23 protein-coding genes are annotated in these 25,298 nt (G+C 69.5%); 14 read left to right on the top strand and 9 right to left on the bottom strand.

Annotated features, from left to right (window positions below):
* Positions 1-7 precede the first annotated feature (7 nt).
* From ABIB51_RS08245 to ABIB51_RS08230, 4 genes are all read left to right on the top strand, one after another.
* A complete protein-coding gene (locus ABIB51_RS08245) occupies positions 8-1,012 on the top strand; it encodes an MIP/aquaporin family protein (RefSeq protein WP_354187288.1) in 1,005 nt (334 codons plus the stop codon).
* A gap of 95 nt (positions 1,013-1,107) precedes the next feature.
* Positions 1,108-2,289: an exonuclease SbcCD subunit D gene (locus ABIB51_RS08240; RefSeq protein ID WP_354187286.1), complete on the top strand. Its 1,182-nt coding sequence runs from the start codon at positions 1,108-1,110 to the stop codon at positions 2,287-2,289.
* Positions 2,286-5,333, top strand: a complete 3,048-nt coding sequence (locus ABIB51_RS08235) for an AAA family ATPase (protein WP_354187284.1) — start codon at positions 2,286-2,288, stop codon at positions 5,331-5,333. Before ABIB51_RS08240 ends, ABIB51_RS08235 begins: the two co-directional genes overlap by 4 nt.
* Before the next feature lie 87 nt (positions 5,334-5,420).
* Positions 5,421-6,821, top strand: a complete 1,401-nt coding sequence (locus tag ABIB51_RS08230; RefSeq protein WP_354187282.1) for an MFS transporter — start codon at positions 5,421-5,423, stop codon at positions 6,819-6,821.
* Positions 6,822-6,869: 48 nt separating this feature from the next.
* Here ABIB51_RS08230 and ABIB51_RS08225 read toward each other — a convergent pair whose 3' ends face one another.
* Both ABIB51_RS08225 and ABIB51_RS08220 read right to left on the bottom strand, forming a co-directional pair.
* Positions 6,870-7,028, bottom strand: coding sequence for a hypothetical protein (locus ABIB51_RS08225; protein ID WP_354187280.1), 159 nt, complete (start codon positions 7,026-7,028; stop codon positions 6,870-6,872).
* Positions 7,029-7,118: 90 nt separating this feature from the next.
* The gene (locus ABIB51_RS08220; RefSeq protein WP_354187278.1) at positions 7,119-7,835 is read right to left on the bottom strand and encodes an IclR family transcriptional regulator; all 717 of its coding nucleotides are present in this window, start codon (positions 7,833-7,835) and stop codon (positions 7,119-7,121) included.
* Between the two features lie 199 nt (positions 7,836-8,034).
* Here ABIB51_RS08220 and ABIB51_RS08215 point away from each other — a divergent pair, with 199 nt between their 5' ends.
* The 4 genes from ABIB51_RS08215 (at position 8,035) to ABIB51_RS08200 (ending at position 12,508) form a co-directional block, all read left to right on the top strand.
* Complete coding sequence (locus tag ABIB51_RS08215; RefSeq protein ID WP_502916094.1) at positions 8,035-8,574, top strand: flavin reductase family protein; 540 nt, start codon at positions 8,035-8,037, stop codon at positions 8,572-8,574.
* 49 nt (positions 8,575-8,623) lie between these two features.
* Positions 8,624-10,078 carry a 4-hydroxyphenylacetate 3-monooxygenase, oxygenase component gene (gene hpaB / locus ABIB51_RS08210; protein ID WP_354187276.1) on the top strand — a complete coding sequence of 485 codons (1,455 nt, stop codon included), beginning with the start codon at positions 8,624-8,626 and terminating at the stop codon, positions 10,076-10,078.
* A 216-nt stretch (positions 10,079-10,294) separates the two neighbouring features.
* On the top strand, positions 10,295-11,629 hold the full coding sequence (locus tag ABIB51_RS08205; RefSeq protein ID WP_354187274.1) for an MFS transporter: 1,335 nt from the start codon (positions 10,295-10,297) through the stop codon (positions 11,627-11,629).
* A 363-nt stretch (positions 11,630-11,992) separates the two neighbouring features.
* Positions 11,993-12,508, top strand: coding sequence for a hypothetical protein (locus ABIB51_RS08200; RefSeq protein ID WP_354187272.1), 516 nt, complete (start codon positions 11,993-11,995; stop codon positions 12,506-12,508).
* Between the two features lie 21 nt (positions 12,509-12,529).
* Here ABIB51_RS08200 and ABIB51_RS08195 read toward each other — a convergent pair whose 3' ends face one another.
* The 5 genes from ABIB51_RS08195 to ABIB51_RS08175 form a co-directional block, all read right to left on the bottom strand.
* A complete protein-coding gene (locus ABIB51_RS08195; protein WP_354187270.1) occupies positions 12,530-13,357 on the bottom strand; it encodes an alpha/beta fold hydrolase in 828 nt (275 codons plus the stop codon).
* A 4-nt stretch (positions 13,358-13,361) separates the two neighbouring features.
* The gene (locus ABIB51_RS08190; RefSeq protein ID WP_018775751.1) at positions 13,362-13,691 is read right to left on the bottom strand and encodes a biotin/lipoyl-containing protein; all 330 of its coding nucleotides are present in this window, start codon (positions 13,689-13,691) and stop codon (positions 13,362-13,364) included.
* Positions 13,684-14,742, bottom strand: coding sequence for an alpha-ketoacid dehydrogenase subunit beta (locus ABIB51_RS08185; RefSeq protein ID WP_354187267.1), 1,059 nt, complete (start codon positions 14,740-14,742; stop codon positions 13,684-13,686). Before ABIB51_RS08185 ends, ABIB51_RS08190 begins: the two co-directional genes overlap by 8 nt.
* Positions 14,735-15,772 (bottom strand): thiamine pyrophosphate-dependent enzyme, encoded by a 1,038-nt coding sequence (locus ABIB51_RS08180; protein ID WP_354187265.1) that lies wholly within the window; start codon positions 15,770-15,772, stop codon positions 14,735-14,737. The genes ABIB51_RS08185 and ABIB51_RS08180 overlap by 8 nt, the downstream gene beginning before the upstream one ends.
* A gap of 121 nt (positions 15,773-15,893) precedes the next feature.
* A complete protein-coding gene (locus tag ABIB51_RS08175; RefSeq protein WP_354187263.1) occupies positions 15,894-17,261 on the bottom strand; it encodes an amino acid permease in 1,368 nt (455 codons plus the stop codon).
* A 186-nt stretch (positions 17,262-17,447) separates the two neighbouring features.
* On the opposite strand from ABIB51_RS08175, the gene ABIB51_RS08170 reads away from it, so the two are divergent.
* From ABIB51_RS08170 to ABIB51_RS08145, 6 genes are all read left to right on the top strand, one after another.
* The gene (locus tag ABIB51_RS08170; RefSeq protein ID WP_354187261.1) at positions 17,448-17,921 is read left to right on the top strand and encodes an Lrp/AsnC family transcriptional regulator; all 474 of its coding nucleotides are present in this window, start codon (positions 17,448-17,450) and stop codon (positions 17,919-17,921) included.
* Positions 17,922-18,035: 114 nt separating this feature from the next.
* Entirely contained in the window at positions 18,036-18,776 is a 741-nt protein-coding gene (locus ABIB51_RS08165) for an NUDIX hydrolase (RefSeq protein ID WP_354187513.1), read from the top strand.
* Positions 18,773-20,098 (top strand): quinolinate synthase NadA, encoded by a 1,326-nt coding sequence (gene nadA / locus ABIB51_RS08160; RefSeq protein ID WP_354187259.1) that lies wholly within the window; start codon positions 18,773-18,775, stop codon positions 20,096-20,098. Before ABIB51_RS08165 ends, nadA begins: the two co-directional genes overlap by 4 nt.
* On the top strand, positions 20,095-21,840 hold the full coding sequence (nadB, locus tag ABIB51_RS08155) for an L-aspartate oxidase (protein ID WP_354187257.1): 1,746 nt from the start codon (positions 20,095-20,097) through the stop codon (positions 21,838-21,840). Before nadA ends, nadB begins: the two co-directional genes overlap by 4 nt.
* Entirely contained in the window at positions 21,837-22,793 is a 957-nt protein-coding gene (gene nadC, locus ABIB51_RS08150; RefSeq protein ID WP_354187255.1) for a carboxylating nicotinate-nucleotide diphosphorylase, read from the top strand. Before nadB ends, nadC begins: the two co-directional genes overlap by 4 nt.
* Before the next feature lie 8 nt (positions 22,794-22,801).
* Positions 22,802-23,968: a cysteine desulfurase family protein gene (locus ABIB51_RS08145; RefSeq protein ID WP_354187253.1), complete on the top strand. Its 1,167-nt coding sequence runs from the start codon at positions 22,802-22,804 to the stop codon at positions 23,966-23,968.
* 100 nt (positions 23,969-24,068) lie between these two features.
* Here the strand turns inward: ABIB51_RS08145 and ABIB51_RS08140 are convergent, their stop codons facing one another.
* Both ABIB51_RS08140 and ABIB51_RS08135 read right to left on the bottom strand, forming a co-directional pair.
* Complete coding sequence (locus ABIB51_RS08140; protein WP_354187252.1) at positions 24,069-24,554, bottom strand: GtrA family protein; 486 nt, start codon at positions 24,552-24,554, stop codon at positions 24,069-24,071.
* Positions 24,555-24,558: 4 nt separating this feature from the next.
* The gene (locus ABIB51_RS08135) at positions 24,559-25,233 is read right to left on the bottom strand and encodes a DUF1684 domain-containing protein (protein ID WP_354187250.1); all 675 of its coding nucleotides are present in this window, start codon (positions 25,231-25,233) and stop codon (positions 24,559-24,561) included.
* Positions 25,234-25,298: the final 65 nt, after the last annotated feature.

Here is a 25,298-nt window from a genome sequence, read left to right as displayed (position 1 = left end):
TTCACTCATGACCACGCCCGTGCCAGCCCCGGTGACAGCCGCCCGGCCGTCCGCCGCCCTTGACGATCCCCAGCGGTCCGGACTCCTGGCCCGGCTGTACGCCGAGGCCCTGGGGACGTTGTTTGTGGTGGTGGTGGGACTGGGCGTGCCGCTGTTTACCATCCCGCAGTCGAACCCGCTCTCCGCCTCGCTGGCCGCGGGGCTGGCGCTGACCGCCGCGATGCTCGCCTTGGGGTACGTCTCCGGCGGCCACTTCAACCCGGCTGTCACCGTGGGCAACGTCATCGCCGGCCGCACCCGCCTCGCGGACGCCGCGGCCTACCTCGGCGCCCAGCTCGTCGGTGCGCTGCTCGGCGTGGTTGCGCTGTTCGGCATCCTCCGGACCATCCCCAAGATTGCGGATACCCGTGGCGCGTTTGACACCGTCACCGCCGGCTTCGGTGAGCACTCCATCATCCAGGCGCCGATGGCCGGCGCGCTGCTCGTGGAGGTTCTCGGCGCCGCCCTGCTGGTGGCCGTCTACCTCGGCTCCACCTCGGTCCGGAACCCTTCCCGGGCCGCGGCTCCGTTCGCCGTCGGACTGACCATGGCCGTGCTGCTGCAGCTCGGCCAGGCGATCGGAAACGCGCCCTTCAACCCCGCCCGCGCCACGGCGTCGGCGCTGTTCAGCAACGCGGACGCGCTGGGCCAGCTCTGGCTCTTCTGGGTGGCCCCGCTGGTCGGCGCGGCCGTCGCGGGACTGGTTTTCCGGGTCGTTGCGCAGGGCACTCCGGCCGCTGCCGCACCGGTTCCCGGCGACGCGTCCGGGCCCGCAGATGAGGACTTCGACGCCGAGGAACCCGATGATCTCGGCGCCGACGATCCAGGCGCCGACGACGGACCCGCCGGGTCTGCCGGGTCCGAGCCTGCCGGGACCAAGCCTGTGCCGGCCGGTCCCGTCCGCGCCGACGTGCCCCGCAAACCGGGCCGCGACGAGGCGCGCGACTTCTTCGACAGCAAGCGCGGCGAGTAGGCACAGCGACGGTCCCGGAGCCGGTCCCGGAGCCGTTCCCGGCGGCTCCGGGGCGTTGGCGCAATACTGTCGGTGCCAGCCGATACCGTAGGACCATGCGGCTATTGCACACCTCGGACTGGCATTTGGGCCGGTCGTTCCACGGCGTCGGGATGCTTGACGCCCAGCGCTCGTTCATCGACCAGCTGGTCACCTTCGTGCGGGACGAGTCGGTCGACGTCGTCCTCATCGCCGGCGACGTCTATGACCGTGCCCTGCCCGGGGTGGACGTCGTCGGCCTGCTCGACGACGCGCTCGTCCGGCTGACCGACGCCGGCGCCGAGGTGGTGCTCACCAGCGGCAACCACGATTCCGCCATCCGGCTCGGCTTCGCTTCCCGGCTGCTGGAACGCGGGGGAGTGCACTTGCGCACGCGTCTGGCCGCACTGGACCAGCCGGTGCTGTTCCCGCTCAGCGGTGACGCCACGGACGATGCCGCCCCGGTCCTCGCTGTTTACGGCATCCCCTGGCTGGAACCCCGTCTCGTGGCCGGACAGCTTGGCGTCGAAACCGCGAGCCACTTCGAGGTGACGAGGGCCGCCACGGACCGCATCCGCACCGATCTCGCCGCCCGGGCCGGGACCAGGACCGTGCATTCGGTGGTCCTGGCGCATACCTTCGCGAGCGGCGGCATCAGCTCGGACAGCGAGCGGGACCTGAGCATCGGCGGAGTCGGCGCCGTCCCGCTGGACCTCTTCGACGGCTTTGGCTACACGGCGCTCGGCCACCTGCATGGACGGCAGGAACTCTCGGCGACCGTGCGGTACTCCGGGTCGCCGCTCGCGTATTCCTTCTCCGAGGCGAAGCACAAGAAGGGCAGCTGGCTCGTGGAGGCGGATGCTGCCGGAATCGGCGAGGTCCGCGAAGTGCTTTGGGAGGCGCCCCGGACCCTGGCCGTGCTGCGCGGCAAACTGGACGAACTCCTCTCCGCCGAAGGCCTTGCCTGGGCCGAACCCGCCTACTGCCAGATCACCCTGACCGACGCGCAGCGTCCGGCGCAGGCCATGGAGCGGCTGCGCGCCCGTTTCCCCGACACACTGGTGCTCGGGTTCGATCCGGAAGGCGCCGTCGCCGGCGCCAAGGCCAGCTACAGCAGCAGGCTCGCCGACGCCGAGGACGACCTCTCCATCTGCTGCGGCTTCCTGGAGCACGTCCGCGGACGCGGCGCCGGCGACGCCGAATCTGCCGTGCTCGCCGAAGCGCTGGAAGCCGTGCGCCTGGAAGGAATATCCCTGTGAGGATCCACCGACTCGAAATCTCCGCCTTCGGCCCGTTCGCCGGCACCGAACACATCGATTTCGACCGCCTGAGCGCGCACGGGCTGTTCCTCCTGAACGGGCCCACCGGCGCCGGCAAGACCAGCGTCCTGGACGCCATCTGCTTCGCGCTCTACGGCTCGGTGCCGGGCGCCCGGCAGGACGGCAAAAGGCTGCGCAGCGACCACGCGGACGCCGCCGCCGAGCCCCGTGTCACATGCGAGTTCTCGGCACGCGGCCGGCACTTCGAAGTCTCCCGGTCTCCGGCCTGGGACAAACCCAGTGCCCGGGGCAAGAACGGATTCACGGTGCAGCAGGCCAACACGCTGCTGCGCGAACGGGTGGGCGGCGAATGGATCGAAAAGTCGGGCCGCAACGACGAAGCCGGGGCCGAGATCACCGACGTCCTGGGCATGAACCGGGACCAGTTCACCCGGGTGGTGATGCTGCCCCAGGGCGATTTCGCGGCTTTCCTCCGGTCCAAGGCCTCCGACCGCCTCGAGCTGCTCCAGAGCCTGTTCGGCACCCAGCGTTTCGAGGCCGTGGAGCAGGAACTGGCGCGTAAGGCGAAGGCCGCCGGCACCGAGGTTGCCGGCCTCAACGGCAAGCTGGAACTACTGCTTGCCCAGGCAGGGGCGGAAACGGCCGCCCTCGAGCTCCGCACCGCGGACGCGCCGGACCGGGCCGATGCCGACGCATTCCTTGCCTGGCTCGAGTCCGGCGCCGCGTCCGCCGCGGCTGAGCGCCGGGCAGCCGCGGCCGAGGCCGAGCGGCTGCAGGCCGAAAACACGGCTCAGCTGGACGCGGCCACCGCCCGCGCCGCCCGCCAGGGGAAACTTGCCGCGGCCGAATGCCGTCGGGCCGCCGCCGGGGCAGCCGCGCCGGAACTGCTGGTCCAGGTTGAAAAGCTTGGCCTGCACCGCAAGGCGGAAGTGCTCGGCGGCCAGCTGCAGGCAGTGGAAAGCGCCGAAGCGGCCACGGAGCTGGCAACCGCGGCCCTCGCCCGCGCAACGGAAGAACTCCGCACCGCCGCCGGCACGGACCCCGAGCTGACGGCTCTCGGCGGCGGATCCACCGGCGGCCTCATCGACGGTGCGGCACTGCGGACCACCCTCACCGGTCTCCGGTCCGTGCGGGCCGTGCTCGAAGAGCGGCTGCCCGACGAGGCCAGGCTAGCCGGGCTGAACACCCGCTCCCTGCAACTGCGTGCGGCACTGGAAAAATTCGAAGCGGGGCACCGCACCGGGGCCTTGGCTCTGGCCGCACTCCGGGCGGAATCCGACGCATTGCTCGCCGGACTGCGCCCGCTGGAAGAACTCGCCGCAGAACTCCAGCTGCGCAGCAAGGAAGCCGCCGCCGCCGACGAACTCGTGGTGATGGTCGGGCGCCATGCCGCCGCCGTGGCCGCCTGCGGGGCGGCGACGGAACGCCACCGCCATGCCCGGGACGAGTACCAGGACCGGCGCCAGCGCTGGCTCGATCTCCGCGAGGAACGTCTGTCCAACGCGGCCGCCGAGCTCGCCGCCCAGCTGCTGCCCGGAATCCCGTGCGCGGTCTGCGGAAGCGCCGAACACCCCGCTCCCGCTGCCGCTGCCGCTTCCGCCCTGGCCGTCGCCGAGGCGGAACAGGCAGCCCAGGAAGCCTGCGAGGCCGCGGACACAACCCTTGCAACGCTGGAACGCGACTTGGCCGACGCCCAGCAGGACGTCGCCGTCCTGGCGGCGCAAGGCGGCAACACGCCGCCCGAGGAAGCCCGCCTGGATGCGGCGCTGGCCACGGAACGCGCGGCCGAGGCAAGCCTGGCGGCTCAGGAACTTGCCGCCAGCAGGAACCGGCAGGCGGAGCTTGCAGGCGAGATCATCGCCGCGGAACAGGACCAGGCAGCCGCCGCCTCGGCCGCAGCCCGGAACCAGACCACCATCACGGAAGTCGTGGAACAGGCCCAGGCACTCGAGCTGGCACTGGCGAAGCTGCGCGCCGGCCACCCCGGCCTGGCGGAACGGATCGCTGCCCTGCAGGGGACCACGGCCGTTCTGGAGCAGGCCGATGCCGCACGGACCAGGCTGGAGCAGGCTGAAGCCCGCACCGTGGACGCCCGGGGACAGCTGGAGCAGGCGCTGCCGGCAGCGGGTTTCGCCGCCGCTGCGGAGGCCCGGGCCGTCATCCTCGCCGCGCCGGACGCCACCGGGCTGGAAACCGCCATCCGGACCGCGCAGGATGAGGCTGCCCGGATCGAGGAACTCTTCGCCGGTGACGAACTCGCCCTGGCCGCCCGTGAACTCGAAAACGAGGGGCCACTGCAGGACGAGGAGCTGGATCAGCTCCGCACCGGCGCAGCCGCCGCGGAACTGGCCGCGCGCCAGGCGGTCCTCGCCTCGGGGCTTGCGGAGAAGTCCGTGCGGACGCTGGAGCGGATCGCGGCCGGCTACGCGGGGCTTGCCGTGGCCGGCCGGGAACCGCGCGAACGGGCAGCACTGCTGAACGCCGTCGCGGACGCCGCCCGCGGCGGGGGAGACAACACCTACCGGATGAGCCTGAACAGCTACGTGCTCGCCGCCCGGCTCGAACAGGTGGCGGTCGCCGCCTCGGAGCGGCTGATCGGCATGAGCGATGGCCGGTACACCCTGCAGCACACGGACGCCAAGGCAGCCCGCGGGGCCAAGTCCGGCCTGGGCCTGGAAGTCGTGGACCAGTGGACCGGGCAGCGCCGCGACACGGCGACGCTCTCCGGGGGCGAGTCCTTTATGGCTTCACTGGCCCTGGCCCTCGGCCTGGCGGACGTGGTGCAGGAGGAATCCGGCGGGGTGGACATCGAGACCCTGTTCGTGGACGAGGGCTTCGGCAGCCTCGATGAACAGGCCCTCGAACAGGTGATGGACGCCCTCGAAGGGCTCCGGGACGGCGGCCGCGTGGTCGGGCTGGTCAGCCATGTAGCGGAGATGAAACAGCGGATCAGCACCCAGCTGCAGGTGGTGAAGCAACGCAACGGCTCCACCCTGCACATCTCCGACGACGCCACGCCCTGAAGTCCGGCGGCTCGGCTATAATCGAATAGTTACCGGGTCGCGCGCATCGGGAGGAGGGACGATGCGCCATTGAACGAACCCGGAATCATGAACACTTCAACCACTTCCCGGGCGCCCGCTTCCGAGGCGCCCGTCTCTGCCGAGACCACATCCCCTGAGCCCACACGTCACGGACCCACGCCCGCCGAGTCCACGCCGGCGCCGTCCACGGGACGCTTCGCCCGGCTCCCGCTCCTGGCAGGCCGGAGCTTCATCCCGCTGGGACTCTTCGCCCGGCTTCCCCTCGCCATGCTGACCGTCGGTGCCCTGACCCTGGTCACCGCCGTCACCGGCTCCTACGCGGTCGGCGGCCTGTCGGCCGGCGCCGTCGGTATCGGCTCGGCACTTGGAGCTCCCATCCTCGGCGCGCTGGCGGACCGGCTGGGCCAGCGCCCTGTGCTGGTGGTTGCCGCGGTCTTCAACACCGTCGCCGTCATTGCCTTGATCCTCGCCGCCTACCTGATCCCCGGCGGACCGGATATGGCCTCGGCCGTCCCCGTGCTCGCCGCCGCATTCGTGGCCGGCGCGAGCTGCCCGCAGGTGGGTCCCCTGGCCCGGGTCCGCTGGATGGCTTTGACCTCCCGGGGCGGACGCGACGCCAACACGGCGGACCTGGATACCGCCCTCTCCTACGAAAGCACTGCCGACGAGCTGACCTTCGTCCTGGGCCCGGCCCTTGTGGGCATCCTCGCCGGCCTGATCGCGCCGTGGCTGCCGCTGGCCCTTGCCGCCGCGCTGACCATCACCCTGGTCCCGGCCTTCGCCGTGCACCCCACCCACCAGGCGGTCATCCGGACGCCTGCGCGCACCGCGGCGTCGTCGGCCCTCGAGAAACAGCGCCGCACCGCCATGCCGGCCGCCCAGCGCGTGGGGGCCTTCGCCGCCGTCGCGCTTCCCGTCCTGGCGATGGTCTGCATGGGCACGTTCTTCGGTTCCACCCAGACCGCGCTGAGTTCCTTCTCCGCCAGCTTTGCCACCTCCGAGCTGGCCGGGCTGCTGTACGCGGTGATGGGCCTGAGCTCCGCCGCGGCAGCGCTCTCGGTTGCCTACTGGACGCCGCGGTTCACGGTCAACGCCCGCTGGCTGGCCTGCGCGGCGCTGATGGCCGGCCTCGCGTTACTCCTGCTGCTGCCCTCGACGGCGCTGCCCATGATCCTGGTGCTGCTGGTCCTCGGCCTGCCGGTAGGCCCGCTGATGGTCACAGTCTTCGCGATCGGCGGAATCGTCGCCCCGGCCGGGAAGCTCGGCACGGTCATGACGGCCCTGGCCAGCGGCATCGTCGCCGGCACCGCCCTCGGATCCTCGATCGCGGGACAGCTCGCGCAGAACCACGGTTACTCCGCGGCCTTCCTCGTTCCGGTCTGCGCCGCCTCGGCGCTCTTCCTGCTCGGCGCCGCGGCCGCCGTCGTCCTGCACCGGAAGAAGTCAGCGGCACCAGTCTCCGCCTGACCTCCGCCAGCCCGGGTTGCCCTATCATTCTGCGTGGCTAAGAGGGCCTCAGAAGGACCCTAAGTGATAGCGCAACGGGAGGGGGAATCGGAAGTAGGAGGGCTGCTCCGGCGTCCGGCCGCGCTGTGCGGCGCGGCGGGGGTAGTTGATGTGGACGGCGATGACTTTGCCCGCGGCATCAAGGGTGTCCTGCGAAAGCTGCTCCATCGCATCTCCTCATTGAGTATGAAATCGCATACGATACAACCTGCCCGAGCGGGCGGCTTGTCAATCATCATCTGGCGGCACCCGGCGGCGTCAGCCCAGCTGGCCCTCGATGCGCCCGGCGCTCGCGGCCAGGGCCGCGGCAACCTCCTCCGGGTTCTGGGACGAGCGGATGTAAACGACGGCGAGGGCTGCCGGCCGTCCGCCCGGCATCCGGACCGGAACGGCCAGCGAGGATACCCCGGCGATCACCTCGTCATGGCTGGCGGCGTAGCCCCGGTGGCGTGCCTCGGCGGCCTCTGCGCGGTAGGGGATGCCGGGCGCGGCAGCCTTCCATTCCTGCTCGGAGTGTGCCGACTGGATGGCGATGCCGGGCGCGCCGGCGCTGATCGGATGCCGGGAGCCGGGATGCTGGACCACGGCGGCCCCCGTGTGCCGCGGATCGACCGTGACGAGCGTGACGCAGTCCTCGTGGTCCCAGACCGCCACGAAGGCGCTCATGGCCAGGGTGTTGGCGAGCTGGGTGAGCTCCGGCAGGGCCGCCGTCTGCAGGCTGCGCGAGACTCCCCGGGCCAGTACGGCAAGGCCGGGGCCGGGCTGGACCCGGCCGCCGTCGTCGCGCACCAGCAGGGAGTGGTCCTCGAGGGTGCGCAGGATGCGGTAGGCCACGGAGCGGTGGACGCCCATCGCGTCGGCCAGTTCGGCGATGGTCAGCGGCTGCTGCGCCTCGGCGAGGATCTCCAGGGCGCGGATGCCGCGCGACAGCGTCTGGGACGGGGAGGCCTGGGTGGTGCCGGCGGTCGGGGTCATGGGGTCCATCCTAGGTGGGGCTGTCGCCAGGCCGGGTTCACCGGACAGAGTCTTGTGCTCCGGATCACCGTGCGCTAGCGTTCTATATGGGAACTATGTGTTCGATTATAGAACACGTTGGATGAAGAGCGGAGTCGATAGCCAAATAGGTTCGATTCTGGGACAGCCCCACGAAGCCATCACTAAACGCAAGGGATCAATGATGATTGCCAAGCCCCGCACCGAGCCGGTCCCGGTTGTCCCCGGCCGGACCTCGGACCCGCGCGCCCGTCACTTCCGCGGCAGCCTGGGACGGTTCGCCACCGGCGTCGCGATCGTGACGTTCGACGGTGTCACCAAGCGCCACGGCATCACGGTGAACTCCTTCACCTCAGTCTCTATGGACCCGCCGCTGGTGCTGGTGAGCATCGCCCGGACCACGAAGGCCCACGACGAACTGTCCGGCCGGCCCTTCACGGTTAACATCCTCGGCGCCGAACAACGCCAGCTCGCGATGCACTTCGCCGGCCGGCCCGGCACGGAACCGCTCTGGGTGGAAGGCGAAACGGCGCCGCGGCTCTCCAATGTGCTCGCCTATTTCGAATGCAAGCCCTGGGCGGCGTACGACGGCGGCGACCACACCCTGTACATCGGCGAGGTGGTGGACTTCAACTACCGCAACGGCGACGCCCTGGCCTTCGCCAACAGCACCTTCACCACCATCCCGGAAAGCCAGCTGGGCATGGAAGACCTGCTCTGACGCACCACCGCTAAGACGACACAGCTCAAAGACGACTGGAGAGACAACAATGGGTATCCGTACCGGACAGCAGTACCTGGACAAGCTCAACGCGATGACACCGCACGTGGTGATCGACGGCGAGGTGGTCAGCGACAAAATCGCCGAACACCCCGCCTTCCGCAACGTCGCCCGGTCCTACGCAAAGCTCTTCGACATGCAGCACGACCCGAAGTACCAGGAGGCGCTGACCTACACCTCGCCCACCACCGGCGATCTCGTCAACGCCTCCTTCCTGGTGCCGAAGACCGTCGAGGACCTGGAACGCCGCCGCCGCGCGATCTCCACCTGGGCCGAGTCCTCCAACGGCTTCCTGGGCCGCTCCGGCGACTACATGAACTCCTCGCTCACGGCCCTGAGCACGGCCGAGAAGTGGTTTTCGCAGGCCGACCCCAAGTTCGGCGAGAACATCCGCAAGTACTACGAGTGGGCCCGGGAAAACGACGTCCTCGCCACCCACACCCTGATCCCGCCGCAGGTCAACCGCTCGGTCTCTGGCTCCGAACAGCTCGGCGGCCAGCTTTCGGCCCGGATTGTCGAGGAGCGCGAGGACGGCATCGTCATTCACGGGGCCCGGATGCTGGCCACCATTGCCCCGATCGCGGATGAGCTGCTGGTGTTCCCCTCCACCGTGCTCCGCGGCACCCCGGAGGACGCCCCGTACTCCTACGCCTTCGCCATCCCGAACGATGCCCCGGGACTGCGCTACCTCTGCCGCACTTCGCTGTACAACGGCGGCAGCACCCACGACGAGCCGCTCGCCTCCCGCTACGAGGAAATGGACGCCGTCGCGATCTTCGATAACGTGTTCGTCCCCAATGAGCGCATCTTTATGCTCGGCAACCCCCAGCTCTGCAACGGCTTCTACTCGGAGACCGGCGCCGGGGCGCTCATGACGCACCAGGTGGTCACGCGCACCATCGCCAAGAGCGAGTTCTTCCTGGGCCTGGCGTCCGAGCTGGCCGATTCCATCGGCATCGACGGCTTCCAGCACATCCAGGAGGACATCGCGGAGCTGATTGTCGACGTCGAAATCGGCCGGGCGCTGATCCGCGCCTCCGAGGTCGATGCCCAGCTGAACGAGGCCGGCGTCATGCTGCCGAAGTGGTCCACGCTGAACGCGGCGCGCAACTGGTACCCGAAGGTCGCCCAGCGCTTTCCGCAGATCATCCGCAAGTTCTGCGCCTCCGGGCTTATGGCGCTGCCCGGCGAGGCGGACGTCAACAGCGACGCCCGGGCGGACATCGAGATGTACCTGCAGGGCAAGAGCCTCACCGGACCCGAGCGCGTGCGGCTGTTCAAGCTCGCCTTCGATGCCTCGGTCTCGGGCTTCTCCGGCCGCCAGTCGCTCTACGAGTACTTCTTCTTCGGTGACCCGGTCCGGATGGCCGGTGCCATGGTGAACAGCTATGACCGCGAGCCCCTCCGGGCCCGGATCCGCGAACTGCTCACCCGCACCGACTGAGCCAGGCTCCCGGACGGCCGCCAGCGGCGGTCGCCTGGCAGAGGGCACATAAGCGGGCACAGGCGAAGGTTTTTCGCAAAACGTGTGCTCTATAACACATTTCATAGTAGTATTCAGGATACTAACTGACCGTTCGATCAGTAATTCACGAGGCATTCAGTTATTCTCTTCGCACCCACCCCGGGCAGTACCACTGCCCCCAGCAACGGAGTTTCAATGACCGCAACTTCCAGTGTCGATTCCGAGGCGGGCCCCAGCAGCAAGCATGAGGAACGCAAGGTCCTCGCGGGCACGCTGGTCGGGACCACCATCGAGTGGTACGACTTCTTCATCTTCGCCCAGCTGACAGCAACGCTGCTGTCGCCGCTGTTCCTGGCGCCGCTAAACGCCTCCAACCCCGGCCTGGCGCAGATCCTGTCCTTCGCCCTCATCGGCATCAGCTTCCTGTTCCGTCCGCTCGGCGCCGTCGTCGCCGGCCACCTGGGTGACCGCCTCGGCCGCAAGGCCATGCTGGTCTTCACCCTCATCATGATGGGTGCCGCCACGGCGCTGATCGGAATGCTGCCCACCTACGCCCAGATCGGCGTCTGGGCTCCGGTCCTGCTGATCCTCCTCCGCGTCATCCAGGGCTTCTCGGCCGGCGGTGAATGGGGCGGCGCCGCGCTGATGGCCGTCGAGCACGCACCCATGAGCAAGCGCGGGCTGTTCGGCGCGTACCCGCAGATCGGTGTTCCGGTCGGCATGATCCTCGCCACCGGCCTGCTCTACTTCCTCAACACCGGCATGTCCAAGGAAGACTTCGCGTCCTGGGGCTGGCGTGTGCCGTTCCTGCTCTCGATCGTGCTGATCATCGTCGGCTACCTGATCCGCCGTGCCGTTGCCGAGAGCCCGGTCTTCAAGGAGATGCAGGAGCGCAAGGAAGAAAGCAAGGCGCCGCTCGGAGAGCTCTTCCGGAAGCACAAGAAGGCAGTCCTCTACTCGACGATGATCTTCATCGGCAACAATGCTGCCGGCTACCTGCTGATCGCGTTCTTCATCTCCTACGCCACCAAGTCCCTGAAGATGCCCACCCCGCAGATCCTGCTGGCCACCACCCTGGCATCCTTCGGCTGGCTCATCTTCACCCTCGTCGGCGGCTGGTTGTCGGACAAGATCGGCCGGGTCAAGACCTTCCTGATCGGCTACGGCATCGTCTTCGCCTGGATGATCCCGATGTTCGCCCTCATCGACACCAAAAACATCGTGCTCTACGGCGTCGCGCTGTTCGTCCTGACCATCGGCCTCGGCCTGTCCTACGGCCCCATGTCCGCCATGTACGCCGAGATGTTCCCGGCCAACGTGCGCTACTCGGGCATCTCGATCGGCTACGCCTTCGGCGCCATCCTCGGCGGCGCCTTCGCGGCCACCATCGCGGAGGCCCTGCTGCAGGGCACCAAGTGGACCGGTTCCATCGGTATCTACATCATGATCCTCTGCGTCATCTCCGCGGTCGGCGTCATCCTCGCCGGGGAAACCAAGGGCCGCCCGCTCGGCGTCAGCAGCCACCACTAGGCTGCTGCTCCGGCAGACAAAGCACAAAAAGCACAAGCAAAGGAGGCACGGGCCGCGGTCCGCGCCTCCTTTGCTGTGCCTGCACCCCCACGCGGGCAGTTCTATCCATCCATCGAATGGAAATACGCCCGTAGCATGTCCGGTGGGCGGCCTGCCGCGCTGGCGGACCGGCCTTCGGGGCACCGGACTACTTGGGGCAATCAATGGCAGGGATCTTCTACGGCGCGGACGCGGAGCAGTTGCGGACTTCACCACCGACCCGATGGCAAAAATAGACAACCACAGCATGATCGCCAGCGCGCAGGAAGCCAAGAACCGGGGGGCCCGCGAGGACATCGCACGCGTGCTCTTTGGGAGCCGAAAATGAACGTCACCAAACTTCTTCTGCGGCTGGCTGCAGCCGTATCCGCCTCCTGCCTGGCAGCCTCGCTGGCAGCCTGTGCACCCGCCGCCGACCCCCGGAGTCCCAGCATGGATCTTGCCACCGCCAAACAGTCCACCCGCGCGCAGCAGGACGAGCTGCTGTCGGCGGTCCCTCCCTCGGCTGTGTCGACGACGAAGCAGACCGAAAGCTCCCGCGCTCTCTTCGAGTGCCAGGCCGGCGGCTACGACTGGCCGGGAACCATGGATGTGGTCCTCAGCGGAGACGCCGACGGCGCGGCGCTGCTGGAGCAGCTCAAGACCGACTGGTCCGCCAAGAGCGGCTGGACTGTCAAGGACAAGACGAGCGTCAACGGCGACCCTGAGCTGGTGATCGTCAGCGAGGAAGGCTTCCGGCACTCGATCGAGTTCAACCCGGAGCGGAACGCGCTCAACGTCCTGTCCTCTTCCGCGTGCTTCCAAATGGCTGGAACGCCCGAGCCGGGCGTCGACTGCTGACCGCCCGGGACCGGACCGCGGCTAGACCCCCAGGAAGCTGATGGCGCCCTGCTTGAAGGCCCGGCTGGTGATGGCGTTGGTGTGGCTGCGGCCCGGCAGCACCAGCTGTTCGACCATGGCGCCTGCCTTGGCGCCGAGCGCGGCGAGCTCCGGCATGGAGGCGGCGCGTTCGTCGTTTTCGCCCGCCACCAGGAGCATCGGCATGTGCGGCACGGCTTCGGAGGGATCGTACGGTTCGCTCTTGATCGCCTCGACCAGGGACAGCAGCGCGAAGATGTTGTTGCTCGGCAGCAGCATGGCCATTTTCAGCAGTCCCGCGGTTGACTCGTCCGCGATCGGTGTGCCGTCGGCCAGGTAGCGCTGCGCGGCCACGAGGTCGAAGTCCGCCAGCGGATCAGCGACGTTGGGGCCCCCGAGCACCAGCCGGTGCACCAGCTCATGCTGGGTTGCGCCGAACTCCCAGGCCAGCCGGGACCCGAGCGAGTAGCCCACCACGTCCAGGCCGCTGGACGGGTCGCCGTCGCGCAGCGGGCGCGCTCCGGCGTCGAACGCGATCTGGAGCAGGTCCGCGCGGATCCGGCTGGGGGCGTAGGAGTCCCTGTCCTCGGGTGCGCCGCTGCGGCCGTGGCCCGGGAGGTCCACGGTGATGACCCGGCGGCCGGCCTCAAGCAGCGCCGGGATCCAGCCGGAGTCCTCCCAGTTGAGTTTCGCGGAGGAGGAAAAGCCGTGCAGCAGCAGCACCGGACGCAGCCCGGCGTCGTCCTTGGGATCGTGCACCGCCACAAACAGCTGGGGGTCGGTGCCCTCCACGGTGTGGGAATGCTGTTCTCCGGTGTGCCTGCCGCTCATGCTCTCAGTCCTCATCAAGTACGGCGCTCAGGCGGACCCGGCGCTTAGGTGCCTCTTCCTTCGGGACCGTGCCCACGATGCCGGCGGTGTTGTCCGGCACCTCGAACACAATCAGGGGCTCGCCGACATTGATCTTGTCGCCGGGCCCGCCGTAGATACGCACTACCTTACCCGCCTGCGGGCTGGGCAATTCAACCGCCGATTTGGTGGTTTCGACCTCCACGAGCGGCTGGTTCCGCTCCACCTGCTCGCCCGGTGAAACCAGCCATTCCAGCACGGTTGCCTCGATCAGGCCCTCGCCGAGGTCCGGGAGCGGGAAAGAAATTTCAGCCACGTTTGTACTCCAATACTCGCTGGATGCCAAAGAGGATCCGGTCAATGTTCGGGATGTATTCATCTTCCAGGTCCCCCGAGGGGTAGGGGACGTCGAAGCCGGTGACGCGCTCCACCGGTGCCTTGAGGGTGTCGAAGCAGCTCTGCGTGATCAGCTGCGCCACTTCGGCGCCGAGGCCGGAGGTCAGCGGCGCCTCATGGACGACGACGGCGCGGCGCGTCTTGCGCACGGAGGCGGCCAGCGCCTCGGCGTCGATCGGCTTGAGCCAGCGCAGGTCCAGGACCTCGATGTCGATCCCGTCCTCGGCCGCAAGCTCGGCCACCTGCAGGCAGCGCGCCACCATGGCACCCCACGCGACGAGTGTGAGGTGGCGGCCCGCGCGCATGACTTTGGCGCCGGTGGGGGAGCCGCCGCCTGCATCGTGCCGGGCGGCGACCACCTCACCCTTTTGCCAGTACCGCGACTTCGGCTCCATGAAGATCACCGGGTCCGGCCGCGTGGCGGCGTACTTGAGCAGGTGGTAGGCCTCGTGCGGATTCGACGGCGAGACCACCTTCAGTCCCGGGACGTGGGCGAAGAGCGCCTCGAGGCTTTCGCCGTGGTGTTCGGGGGCGCGGATGCCGCCGAAGCTGGGCACGCGCAGGGTGATGGGCATCGGCATGGTGCCCCGGCTGCGGTAGTTCATCCGCGCAATCTGGCAGACGATCTGGTTGATGGCGGGGTAAGCGAAGCCGTCGAACTGGACTTCGGGGATGGGGTGGAAGCCGGCCATCGCCAGGCCCACGGACATGCCCAGGATGCCCGATTCCGCCAGCGGCGTGTCGAAGACGCGCTGTTCGCCGTGCTTGGCCTGCAGTCCGTCGGTGATACGGAAGACCCCGCCGAGCCGGCCGCAGTCCTCGCCGAAGATGACGGCCTTGGGGTTGTCCGCGAGGACCTCGTCGAGGGCCCGGTTCAGCGCCTGCTGCATGGACATCACGGTGGGGGCTGCGGGGCTTTCGGCGGTGTTGATGCCTGCGGCACTTGCGCCTTCGAGAATCGAGTTAGACATGTTCGGACTCCTCGCGCCAGCTGGCGGCCTGGGCCTGCAGGGCAGGGGTGGTTTCCTGGAAGACCAGGTCAAACATTTCAGTTCCCGGCCGGGAGCCGAGGGCCTGGATGCCGGTGCGGATCTGCTCCTCTTCGGCCTTGGCCGCGGCCAGCGCCTCGGCAAAGAATGCCTCGTCCGCGATTCCGTCGGCCAGCAGCCGCTGCCGGAAGCGTGCGAGCGGGTCCATGCCGGCGCCGTCGCGCTCCTCATCGAGGGAGCGGTAGCGGCCCGGATCATCCGCGGTCGAATGCGGGCCGCGGCGGTAGGTCATGGCCTCGATGAGTACCGGGCCTTTGCCGGAGCGGGCATGCGCGAAGGCCCGGCGGGTGGCCTCCACGACCGCCTCGACGTCGTTGCCGTCGATCTGCAGGGCCGGGATCCCGTAACCGGCCGCGCGGGCCGCGACCGAGCCGCCGGCCACCTGCCGTTCGGTGGGGACCGAGATCGCCCAGCCGTTGTTCTGCACGAAGAACACCACCGGCGCCTTCATCACGGCGGCGAAGTTCATCGCCTCATGCACATCGCCCTGCGAGGAGGCGCCGTCGCCGAAGTAGGTCAGGGCGACGCCGTCTTTCTGATCCAGCGTCTGGCCGTGGGCCCAGCCGACGGCATGCAGCACCGAACCGGCCACGACGGCCTGGATCGGCGCGAGCCGCGAAGCCATCGGGTCGTAGAGCCCGCCGTGCCACGTGGCCTTGTGGGTGGACATGTACGCCACCATGTCCACGCCCATGGTCCGGGCGACGCCCATTTCGCGGTAGGTCGGGAAAACGAAGTCGCGGGTGGTGTCCACCGCGTAGCCGCTGCCCACCTGGGCTGCTTCCTGGCCGAGCTCGGGTGCATAGCCGGGGATGATGCCCTGCCGCTGCCACGCGATGGCGGACGTGTCGAGGTGGCGGACGGCCACCATCAGCGAATAGAGCTCGCGGAGCTGGGCGGGGGTGAGCGGCCCGGCGGTATCGCCGGAAGCCACGGGAGGGAGTGTATCCATGCCTGTGACCCTAGTCACCCCCGCGCGGCTGGGCAATCAGCGCGGGAATCGCTGATCAGACTGCACAATGCTGCCGGCCGGACCGCCGTCGGGCGTTACAGTTTGTGCAGTCCAGCCGGGACTACTTCTTGCGGCTGAGCCGGGCGCCGATCCAGCAGGCCGCGGCGATCCCGGCGACCAGGCCCATGGTGCTGAAGAGCTGCTTGCTGCTGTCCGGGCCGCTGAAGCCGACCGCAAAGATCAGCGCCAGGAGCACCAGCCCGAAAATCGTCAGGGCGGGGAAGCCCTTCATCCGCAGCGGCAGCGCGGTGCCCTCGCGGTCCGCGCGGCGCCGGAGGATCAGCTGGGACACGAGGGCCGTACCCCAGACCACGAGGCACGTGGAGCCGACCAGCTGGAACAGCGCGGGCAGGATCTGCTCCGGGAACAGCAGTTCGAGCACTGTTGCGATGAAGCCGAAGGCCACCGAGACACCGACCGCCACTACGGGGACCCGGGCCTTGTTGAGCCGCGACAGGAACCGCGGGGCCTCGCCGCGCTCGGAGAGCGAGAACACCATGCGGGACGCGCCGTAGAGGTTCGCGTTGAGGGCCGAGAGCAGCGCGACGACGGCGACGAGCGTGATGGCGGCACCGGCGCCGGGGATGCGGGCCACGTCGAGGACCCCCGCGAACGGCGATTTCAGTGCCTCGGAAGTGTACGGAAGGACGGCGGCGATGACGAATACGGAGCCGATGTAGAAGACCAGGATCCGCCAGACCACCGTGCGGATGGCCTGGGCGACGCTGCGCTCCGGGTTCTCGGTCTCGGCGGCGGCCACGCTGACAATCTCGGTGCCGCCGAAGGCGAAGATCACAACGAACAGGGCGGTGGCGATGCCGCCGAGGCCCGCCGGGGCGAAATCGGAGGTGATGTTGGTCAGTCCGGGGGAGGGGACGTCCGGCAGCCAGCCGAGCAGCAGGGCGGCGCCGATGGCCAGGAACACCACGATGGCGGCCACCTTGAGGATGGCGAACCAGAACTCGAACTCACCGAAGTTCTTCACGCCGGTGAGGTTGATGGCCGTGAAGACAACCATGAAGATCAGCGACAACGCCCAGACCGGGATGGCCGGCCAGACGGTGAAGAGGAGCCCGGCGGCCCCGAGGGCCTCCGCCGCGATGACAACGACGAGCTGCAGCCACCAGAGCCAGCCGACGGTGGCGCCCGCCGTCGGGCCCATGGCCTTTTGCGCGTAGACCGAGAAGGCCCCGCTGTTGGGGTTGGCGGCGGCCATTTCACCAAGGGCCCACATGACGAGGATGATCAGCGTTCCGGCGACGAGGTAGGAGATCAGGACGGCCGGTCCGGCGGCCTGGATTCCTGCCCCCGAGCCGAGGAACAGGCCGGCGCCGATGGCGCTGCCGAGTCCCATCATGGTGAGTTGGCGTGGCTTCATGCTGTGGCCCAGTTTCAGGCCGGGGCGCTCCGCGGTGGACGTCATTGTCATGCTGGCGAACCTTCTTGTGGTTTGGATCCTGTGGTCCTTATGGGACCTATTGAATTTACCGCCTTTGCGCTGCCCGGTGGGCTGCCGCCGCTCCGCCGCCGTGAGAGCATGGTGGCAGTTTGTCAGTCGAAACGGGAGTTGTATCAGCCGTTTGTCTGATCGCAGCTGCTTCAGGAGGAAAATCCGATGGACGTTGATGCTCTGGACGCGAAGATTGTCCGATTCTTCACGGACTCGCCGCGGGCGTCCGTGCTGGAAGCTTCCCGGGTGCTGAAGGTCGCCCGCGCCACAGTGCAGTCCCGGCTGGACCGGATGCAGGGCAGCGGCGTCATCGGCTCCTGGGTGCCGCAGCCGGATCCGGCGCACTTCGGCTTCCCCGTGGTCGCCTTCTGTTCCCTGACCATCAACCAGGACCTGGGGCACGACGCCGTCGTCGAGGCTCTCGCGGAGATTCCGGAACTGATCGAGATCCACACCGTCTCCGGCAGCTCGGACCTGATGGCCCGGATAGCCGCCCGCTCCAACCCGGACCTGCAGCGTGTGCTGGATGCCATGATCGCCACCCGGACCGTGCTGCGCTCCTCCTCGGTGATCGTGCTCAACACCCACTTCCAGGGCCGCACCCTTCCGCTGCTGGAAGCCGCCGCCCGGGGAATGTGACCGGAAACATTTTGCACGCGGTGGGCGCCGTCGTATGATTAGTTCTAGTCAATCTGACTATAACTACTCCGGCGATCGGGCCGGACTGACCGGGCAGGCCGTTCCCTGCCGGTCCTGAAACCTGGGAAGACGGGGTGGGTCACCGTTTACACAACAGCAGCCAACGTCTCGGAGCGCCAGCTCGCGCCGCCGTCGCTGGCCATCTCCACCGTGATCTTCGCGCTCCGCCCCAGCGAACGTTCCGGGCGCCCCACCCTCTGGATCCCGCTGGTGCGGCGAATCCGCGAACCGTTCAAGGGGCTCTGGGCCCTCCCCGGCGGCCCGCTGAGCCATTCCGAGTCGCTGCCGGACGCCGCCTCCCGGAACCTGCGGGACACCACCGGGCTCGCGCCGAGCTACCTCGAGCAGCTGTACGCCTTCGGCGGGCTGCACCGCTCGCCCACCCAGCGCGTCGTGTCGATCGTCTACTGGGCGCTGGTCCAGCCCACCGAGGCCGCCCTCGCGGACGAATCCGAGAACGTCCGCTGGTTCCGGGCCGACCGGCTGGGCGAGCTGGCCTTCGACCACAACGCGATCATCGACTACGCCCTCTGGCGGCTGCGCAACAAGATGGCCTACGGCTCCATCGCCTACCACCTGCTCGGCGAATACTTCACCCTGGCCCAGGTCCGGGAGGTCTACGAGGCCGTCCTGGACCGCGAACTGGATCCGGCGAACTTCCGCCGCCAGGTCAAGGCCACGCCCGAGATCGAAGAAACCGACCAGTACCTGCAGGGCGGCAAACACCGGCCGCCCCGCCTCTACCGTTTTACCGGCCGCCCGGGCCTTGATCCAGACAACAGGAGCACACCATGAGCAGCGTCAACACAGCCATCCAGCTGATCACGCGCGAACAGGCCGAACAGGGGGCCATGGGCCCTACGGCAGGCATTGCAGCAACCGCTTCCACCTGCAGCCCGGCACTCGCCCGCGGCCCCTGGGACTACGACCTCGCCGAGGCCCTCGCCGGCGTGCCTGCCTACGGCCCGGGTGCCTCCAGCGCCGACGTCGCCCCCGTGGCCACGCCGCGCCAGGGCCAGCTGCCTGAGGAGTACAAGCTCGCCAGCGACGCCGAACTCGACCTCCGGATCCGGGCCGCCAAAGCAGCCCTCGGGGACCGCGCCGTGGTGCTGGGCCACTTCTACCAGCGCGACGAAGTCATTGAGTACGCGGACTTCGTCGGCGACTCGTTCCAGCTGGCCAACGCCGCCCTGACCCGCCCCGACGCCGAGGCCATCATCTTCTGCGGCGTGCACTTCATGGCTGAGACGGCTGACATCCTGTCCCGGCCGGACCAGGCCGTGATCCTGCCGAACCTGGCCGCGGGCTGCTCGATGGCGGACATGGCGGACATCGACTCCGTCACCGAGTGTTGGGAACAGCTCGAGGAACTCTTCGGCACGGAGCCCGACGCCGACGGCCGGGTCCCGGTCATCCCGGTCACCTACATGAACTCCTCGGCCGCGCTCAAGGGCTTCTGCGGCGAGCACGGCGGAATCGTCTGCACGTCCTCCAACGCCTCGACGGTGCTGGAGTGGGCGTTCGACCGCGGCCAGCGCGTGCTGTTCTTCCCGGACCAGCACCTGGGCCGGAACACCGCCAAGGCCATGGGCGTACCGCTGGAGCAGATGCCGATGTGGAACCCGCGCAAGGACCTCGGCGGCAACGACCAGCAGGCCCTGCTCGATTCCCGGGTGATCCTGTGGCACGGCTTCTGCTCGGTCCACAAGCGCTTCAACGTGGGCCAGATCGAGAAGGCCCGCACCGATTTCCCGGGTGTCCAGGTGATCGTGCACCCGGAATGCCCCATGGAGGTGGTGGATGCCGCCGATTCCGCCGGGTCCACCGACTTCATCAAGAAGGCCATCGCCGCGGCCACCGAACCCACCACGTTCGCGATCGGCACCGAGATCAACATGGTCAACCGGCTGGCCGCGGAGTACCCGCAGCACACGATCTTCTGCCTGGACCCGGTGATCTGCCCCTGCTCCACGATGTACCGCATCCACCCGGGCTACCTGGCCTGGGTGCTGGAGGCACTCGTCCGCGGTGAGGTGCTCAACCGCATAACGGTCGACCACGGCGTCGCGGCCCCGGCACGGGTTGCCCTCGAGCGGATGCTGGCGGCGCGGCCGTGACCAGGCGGCTTGTGATTGTCGGCAGCGGCATCGCCGGTCTCTACGCCGCCTTGCTCGCCTCCGAGGCTGCGGGGACCGAGGCTGTGGGCGCCCCGGGCGCCCCGGGCGGCAGCCCCGCAGTCGAGGTGGTGCTCCTGAGTAAGGGGACCCTCGAGCAGGGCAACACCTTCTACGCCCAGGGCGGCGTCTCCGCCGTCCTGTCACCGGGCGACGCCTTCCCCGGCGATTCGGTGGCGGCCCACATTGCCGACACCCTGGCCGCCGGGGCCGGGCTGAACGACCCGGAGGCCGTGCGGATCCTCTGCACCGAAGCTGTCCGGGACATCGCCGGGCTCCGGCGGTTCGGCGTGCATTTCGACGCGGAGCCCGACGGCGGCCCCGCACTGGGGCTCGAGGCCGCCCACTCCGCCCCCCGCATCCTGCACGCCGGCGGGGATGCCACCGGCGCCTGCATCGCCCGCGGGCTGGTGGCGGCCGTCCTGGCACGCGCAGCCGGCGGCCGGCTCCGGATCCTGGCGGGCGCCTTCGCCACCGAACTGCTGACCGATCCGATGTCCGGGCGCGTGACCGGCATCGCCTACCTCTCCGGCGGCGAGCGCAGCCAGCTTGCCGCGGACGCGGTGCTGCTGGCCACCGGCGGTGCCGGACGGCTGTTTGCCCGCACCAGCAACCCCTCCGTGGCCACCGCCGACGGCCTCGCGCTGGCGTGGCGAGCCGGCGCGGCGGTGCGGGACCTGGAGTTCTTCCAGTTCCACCCCACCACCCTGGCCGCGGCCGAGGTCCCGGGCGGCCCCCCTGCGCTGCTGATTTCCGAGGCCGTCCGCGGCGAGGGCGCAGTGCTGCTGGACGCCGCCGGCCACCGCTTCATGCCGGACTACCACCCGGACGCGGAACTGGCCCCGCGCGACGTCGTCTCCCGCAGCATCGCCCTGCATCTCGCCGCCACGGGGGCGGCGCCGGACAGCCCGGTGTACCTGGACGCCCGGGGTGTCGAGGAAGCCCGCGGACAGGGCTTCCTGGCCCGGCGTTTCCCCACCATCACAGCGGCCACCCGCGCCGCCGGCTACGACTGGGCCACGGAACCGCTGCCGGTCTCCCCGGCGGCCCACTACTGGATGGGCGGTGTGGCCACTGACATCTGGGGACGCACCTCCGTGCCGGGACTGTACGCCGCGGGCGAGGTGGCCTGCACTGGGGTGCAGGGCGCCAACCGCCTGGCCAGCAACTCGCTCCTGGAGGGTCTCGTCTTCGGCCGTCGCGCGGTGGAAGCTTTCCTCGGCGGACCGGGCACGGAGAACGGCCTTGCGGCTGTCCCGGCGGCTGTCGCCGGCAGCAGGGACGAACTCCCCGCCGCTGAGCCCGGCACGTCGACGGTCCCGTTCAGCCGGGACGCCCTGCGCGGGCTGATGACCGGCGCCGCAGGCGTGATGCGCACCGGAACCGGGCTCGACGACGCCGCGGTGCGGCTCGCGCTGTGGGCGGCAGCCCCCGCCGCGGAGCCCGGAACCGAACCCGAGCAGACCGCCCACGAGGACCGGAACCTGCTGCTCGCCGCGCAGCTTCTAGTGGCGGCGGCGCGGAAGCGGACAGTCTCCGCCGGCGCGCATTTCCGCTCCGACAGCACGGCCGGCGCCGCGCACTCCGCGGTGCTGGTTGCGCCCGCCCGCTCCCTCTCGATGGCCGGTACGTCCGGCCACCGGCATGCCTCCGCATCCCGGCCCAAGCAAAGGATCTCGTCATGACAGCACCCGCTGCCACTGCAACCACCGCAACCACCGCACGCCCCGCCGTGCCGCCGGCGCTCGCCGGGACCCTGCCCGCATCCGCCGTCCAGGCCGTGCTGTGTGCCGCCCTCCAGGAAGACGCCCCGTACGGGGACATCACCTCGCAGACCCTCATCCCCGCGGAGGCCCGGGCGACCGCGGTGCTGGCCGCCCGCGTGCCCGGCGTGTTCAGCGGCGGCGAAGTGTTCGCCGCCGCCATGAAGCTCACGGACGCCGCTGCCGACGTCGAGCTCCTGGTCGCGGACGGTGCGGGCTTTGCCGCCGGGACGCCGCTGGCGAGGGTCCGCGGGAACGCGCGCGCGGTGCTGCTTGCCGAACGCGTGGCCCTGAACCTGGTCCAGCGGATGAGCGCCATCGCCACGAAGACGGCGGAGTTCGTGGCGCTGGTGCACGGCACCAGGGCCCGGATCACCGACACGCGGAAGACGACGCCGGGGCTGCGGGTGCTGGAACGCTATGCCGTGCGTTGCGGCGGCGGCGCGAACCACCGCTTCAGCCTCTCCGACGCCGTGCTGGCCAAGGACAACCACCTGGCCGTCCTCACCGGGGGAGACGCGTCCAAGCTCACGGCGGTGCTGCAGGAGGCCAAAGCCCGGCTGGGCCACACCACCCACTTCGAAGTGGAGGTGGACAGCATGGAGCAGATCGAACCCGTGCTCGCCGCCGGCGTGGACACCATCATGCTGGACAACTTTTCCCTGGCCGAGCTCGCCGCCGGAGTGGCACTGGTCGACGGCCGCGCCCGCGTCGAAGCCAGCGGCAACGTCAACCTGGCCACGGTGGCCGGCATCGCCGCGACCGGGGTGGACATCATCTCGATCGGCGGGCTCACCCACAGCGTCACCGCGCTGGACCTCGGACTCGACATCGAACTCGAGCCCGTTCCCGCCACGGAACTGCCGGCCGGCTGAGGACCGCCATGATCTTCCTGGACGCCGCCGCCACCACCCCGGTCCGCCGCGAGGTGCTTGAAGCCATGTGGCCGTACCTCACGGGGGAGTTCGGCAACCCCTCGAGCCACCACTCCCTCGGCGACGCCGCGGCCACGGCGCTCGCGGGTGCCCGGGCGGCGACGGCCACGGCCCTCGGCTGCCGCCCGGGCGAGGTCATCTTCACCTCCGGCGGCACGGAGGCGGACAACCTGGCCGTCAAGGGCATTGCCCTGGCCCGCCGCGCCGCGGACCCGCGGCTGGACCGCGTGGTGATCAGCGCCGTCGAGCATCCCGCCGTGGAGGAATCGGCCCGGTACCTCGAACGGGTGCACGGCTTCGCCGTCGACGTGGTCCCGGTGGACCCCTACGGCCGCGTCACCGAGGAGGCACTCGCCGCGGTCCTCCGGCCGGAGACGGCGCTGGTGAGCATCATGTACGCCAACAACGAGGTCGGTACGGTGCAGCCCATCGCCCGGCTCGCCGAGCTGGCCCGCGCGCAGGGCATCCCGTTCCATACCGACGCCGTCCAGGCCGCCGGCTGGCTGCCGCTCGACACCGCAGCCCTCGGCGTGGATGCGCTGAGCCTCTCCGGCCACAAGCTGGGGGCGCCGAAGGGGAACGGGGCGCTCTTCGTGCGCGGCCGGACCCGGCTGGAGCCCGTGATCCACGGCGGCGGGCAGGAACGCGGCCGTCGCTCGGGCACCGAAAACGTTGCCGGCGCCGTGGCCCTCGCAACGGCGCTCACCCTGGCCCGGGGGTCACAGCAGGAGCTCGCGGCACGGGTTTCCGCCCTGCGCGACGCATTCATCGGGACCGTGCTGGACGATGTCCCCGGCGCGGTCCTCACCGGCCACCCCACCGGACGGCTGCCCTCAGTGGCGTCCTTCTGCTTTCCGGGGACCAGCGGCGAGTCCGTGCTGCTGGAACTCGAACGCCAGGGAGTCATCTGCTCGAGCGGTTCCGCCTGCGCCGCGGGGTCCGACGCGCCGTCCCCGGTGCTCCTCGCCCTCGGGATCGACGCCGAAGTAGCGCACACGGCCGTGCGGTTCAGCTTCGATTCGACCATCACGGCCGCTGCGTTGCAGGAGGCGGCAGCCGCGGTGCGCACCGCCGTCGCAAGCGTCCGCGCCCTCGGCAGCCGCCCCGCCGGTTAGCCGCCCCCACCACCGGGTTGAGCTACCACTTTGAGTCCTTATCGGGCCCGAATAGCGACTCCAGCAGATAGCTTAACCGGAGGTAGGGCTGACGAGGGGTTTAGCGGTGCCGGGCCCGGCGGAAAATCCAGTGCCGCAGCATGGTGAAGCGCACGGCCGTGGCAACGAAGCCGGACAGCGTTGTGGTCCACAGCTCCTCGGTCACGGTGGCGTCCGGCCTGATCCAGTGCAGGATGCCGAGGCTGCCGCCGGTGATCAGCAGCGCCACGAGGATCACGATCAGCCCGTTGAGGTGGTCGCGTTTCATCCGCCGGCGCTCGGTGATCTTGAACGTCAGGCGGCGGTTCAGTGCGGTGTTCATCAGCGAAGTGAGGATAAGCGCCGCCGCGTTGGCCGGCTGGGCGCCGATCCACGGCCGGAGAAACGCGTACAGGGCCAGGGACGTGATAGTGCAGACGATGCCGACTCCGGTGAACCGGATCAGCTGCCGGATCAGGGGGTAGCGGAGGATCCCGCGGTGGCGGCGGCTGGCCGGACTGCGGACGACGGCGGCGGGAGGAGCCTGCTGTTCGAGCTGGGAATCCATCCGCTCAGTACAGTTCGCCGACCGGGATCTCCACGGCAAGCCGGTTGGAGGGGCCGGCGAGGGGGCATGCCCACGCCTCGTTGTAGGCGCAGGAGGGGTTGTAGGCGAAGTTGAAGTCCACCACGAACTCGGCGTCCGGGCCGGACCCGTTCACCCCGTGGTAGGCGCCCTTGATGGTGTCCAGCAGGTAGCGGCCGGCGCCGTAGCTGCCGCCGGGCTGCCCGGCGGTGGCGTCACGGAACGGCACGAAGATGCCGCCGCCGTAGCCGTTCAGTTTCCAGACGGCCAGCTGGCCCAGCTCCGGAAGGTCGAAGGTGCCGAGCCGGACGAAGCGGACCAGGCCGTCAGTCCCCGCATCCACGTTCATTTCCCGCCCGGCGCCCTCGCTGGTCAGCGGGATGTGGAAGCGGTAGATGGGATCGTAGTCCGCGGTCTTGAGCCCGCCGAAGTTTGACTTGGCCGCGGCGGTCAGCGGCGACGCCGGGTGGGTGCCGAACATCCGGTCCCGTTCGTGGCGCCAGTACGAATGGGCCTCGGCGGGGTCCTCCGCGGCGAGCTTCCGCACCGTGGCATAGAGCGCAAAGGTCCGGAGCCTCCAGTCAGCGATGTCGACGGCGGAGATGTCCGCCACGCTGTCCTCGTCACCAAAATTCGTTCCGTCAAAACGCTGCTCCGCCATGCCCCCAAGCGTATCCCGCTTTCCCCGCGGCGTTCTCAACCGCACCGCGCCGCGGTAAAGCCCCC

The organism is Arthrobacter sp. UYCu712, from assembly GCF_040547005.1.
Classification (GTDB): domain Bacteria; phylum Actinomycetota; class Actinomycetes; order Actinomycetales; family Micrococcaceae; genus Arthrobacter.
Note: the sequence above shows the minus strand (reverse complement) of the source record. Positions and strands in the feature narration are given on the sequence as shown.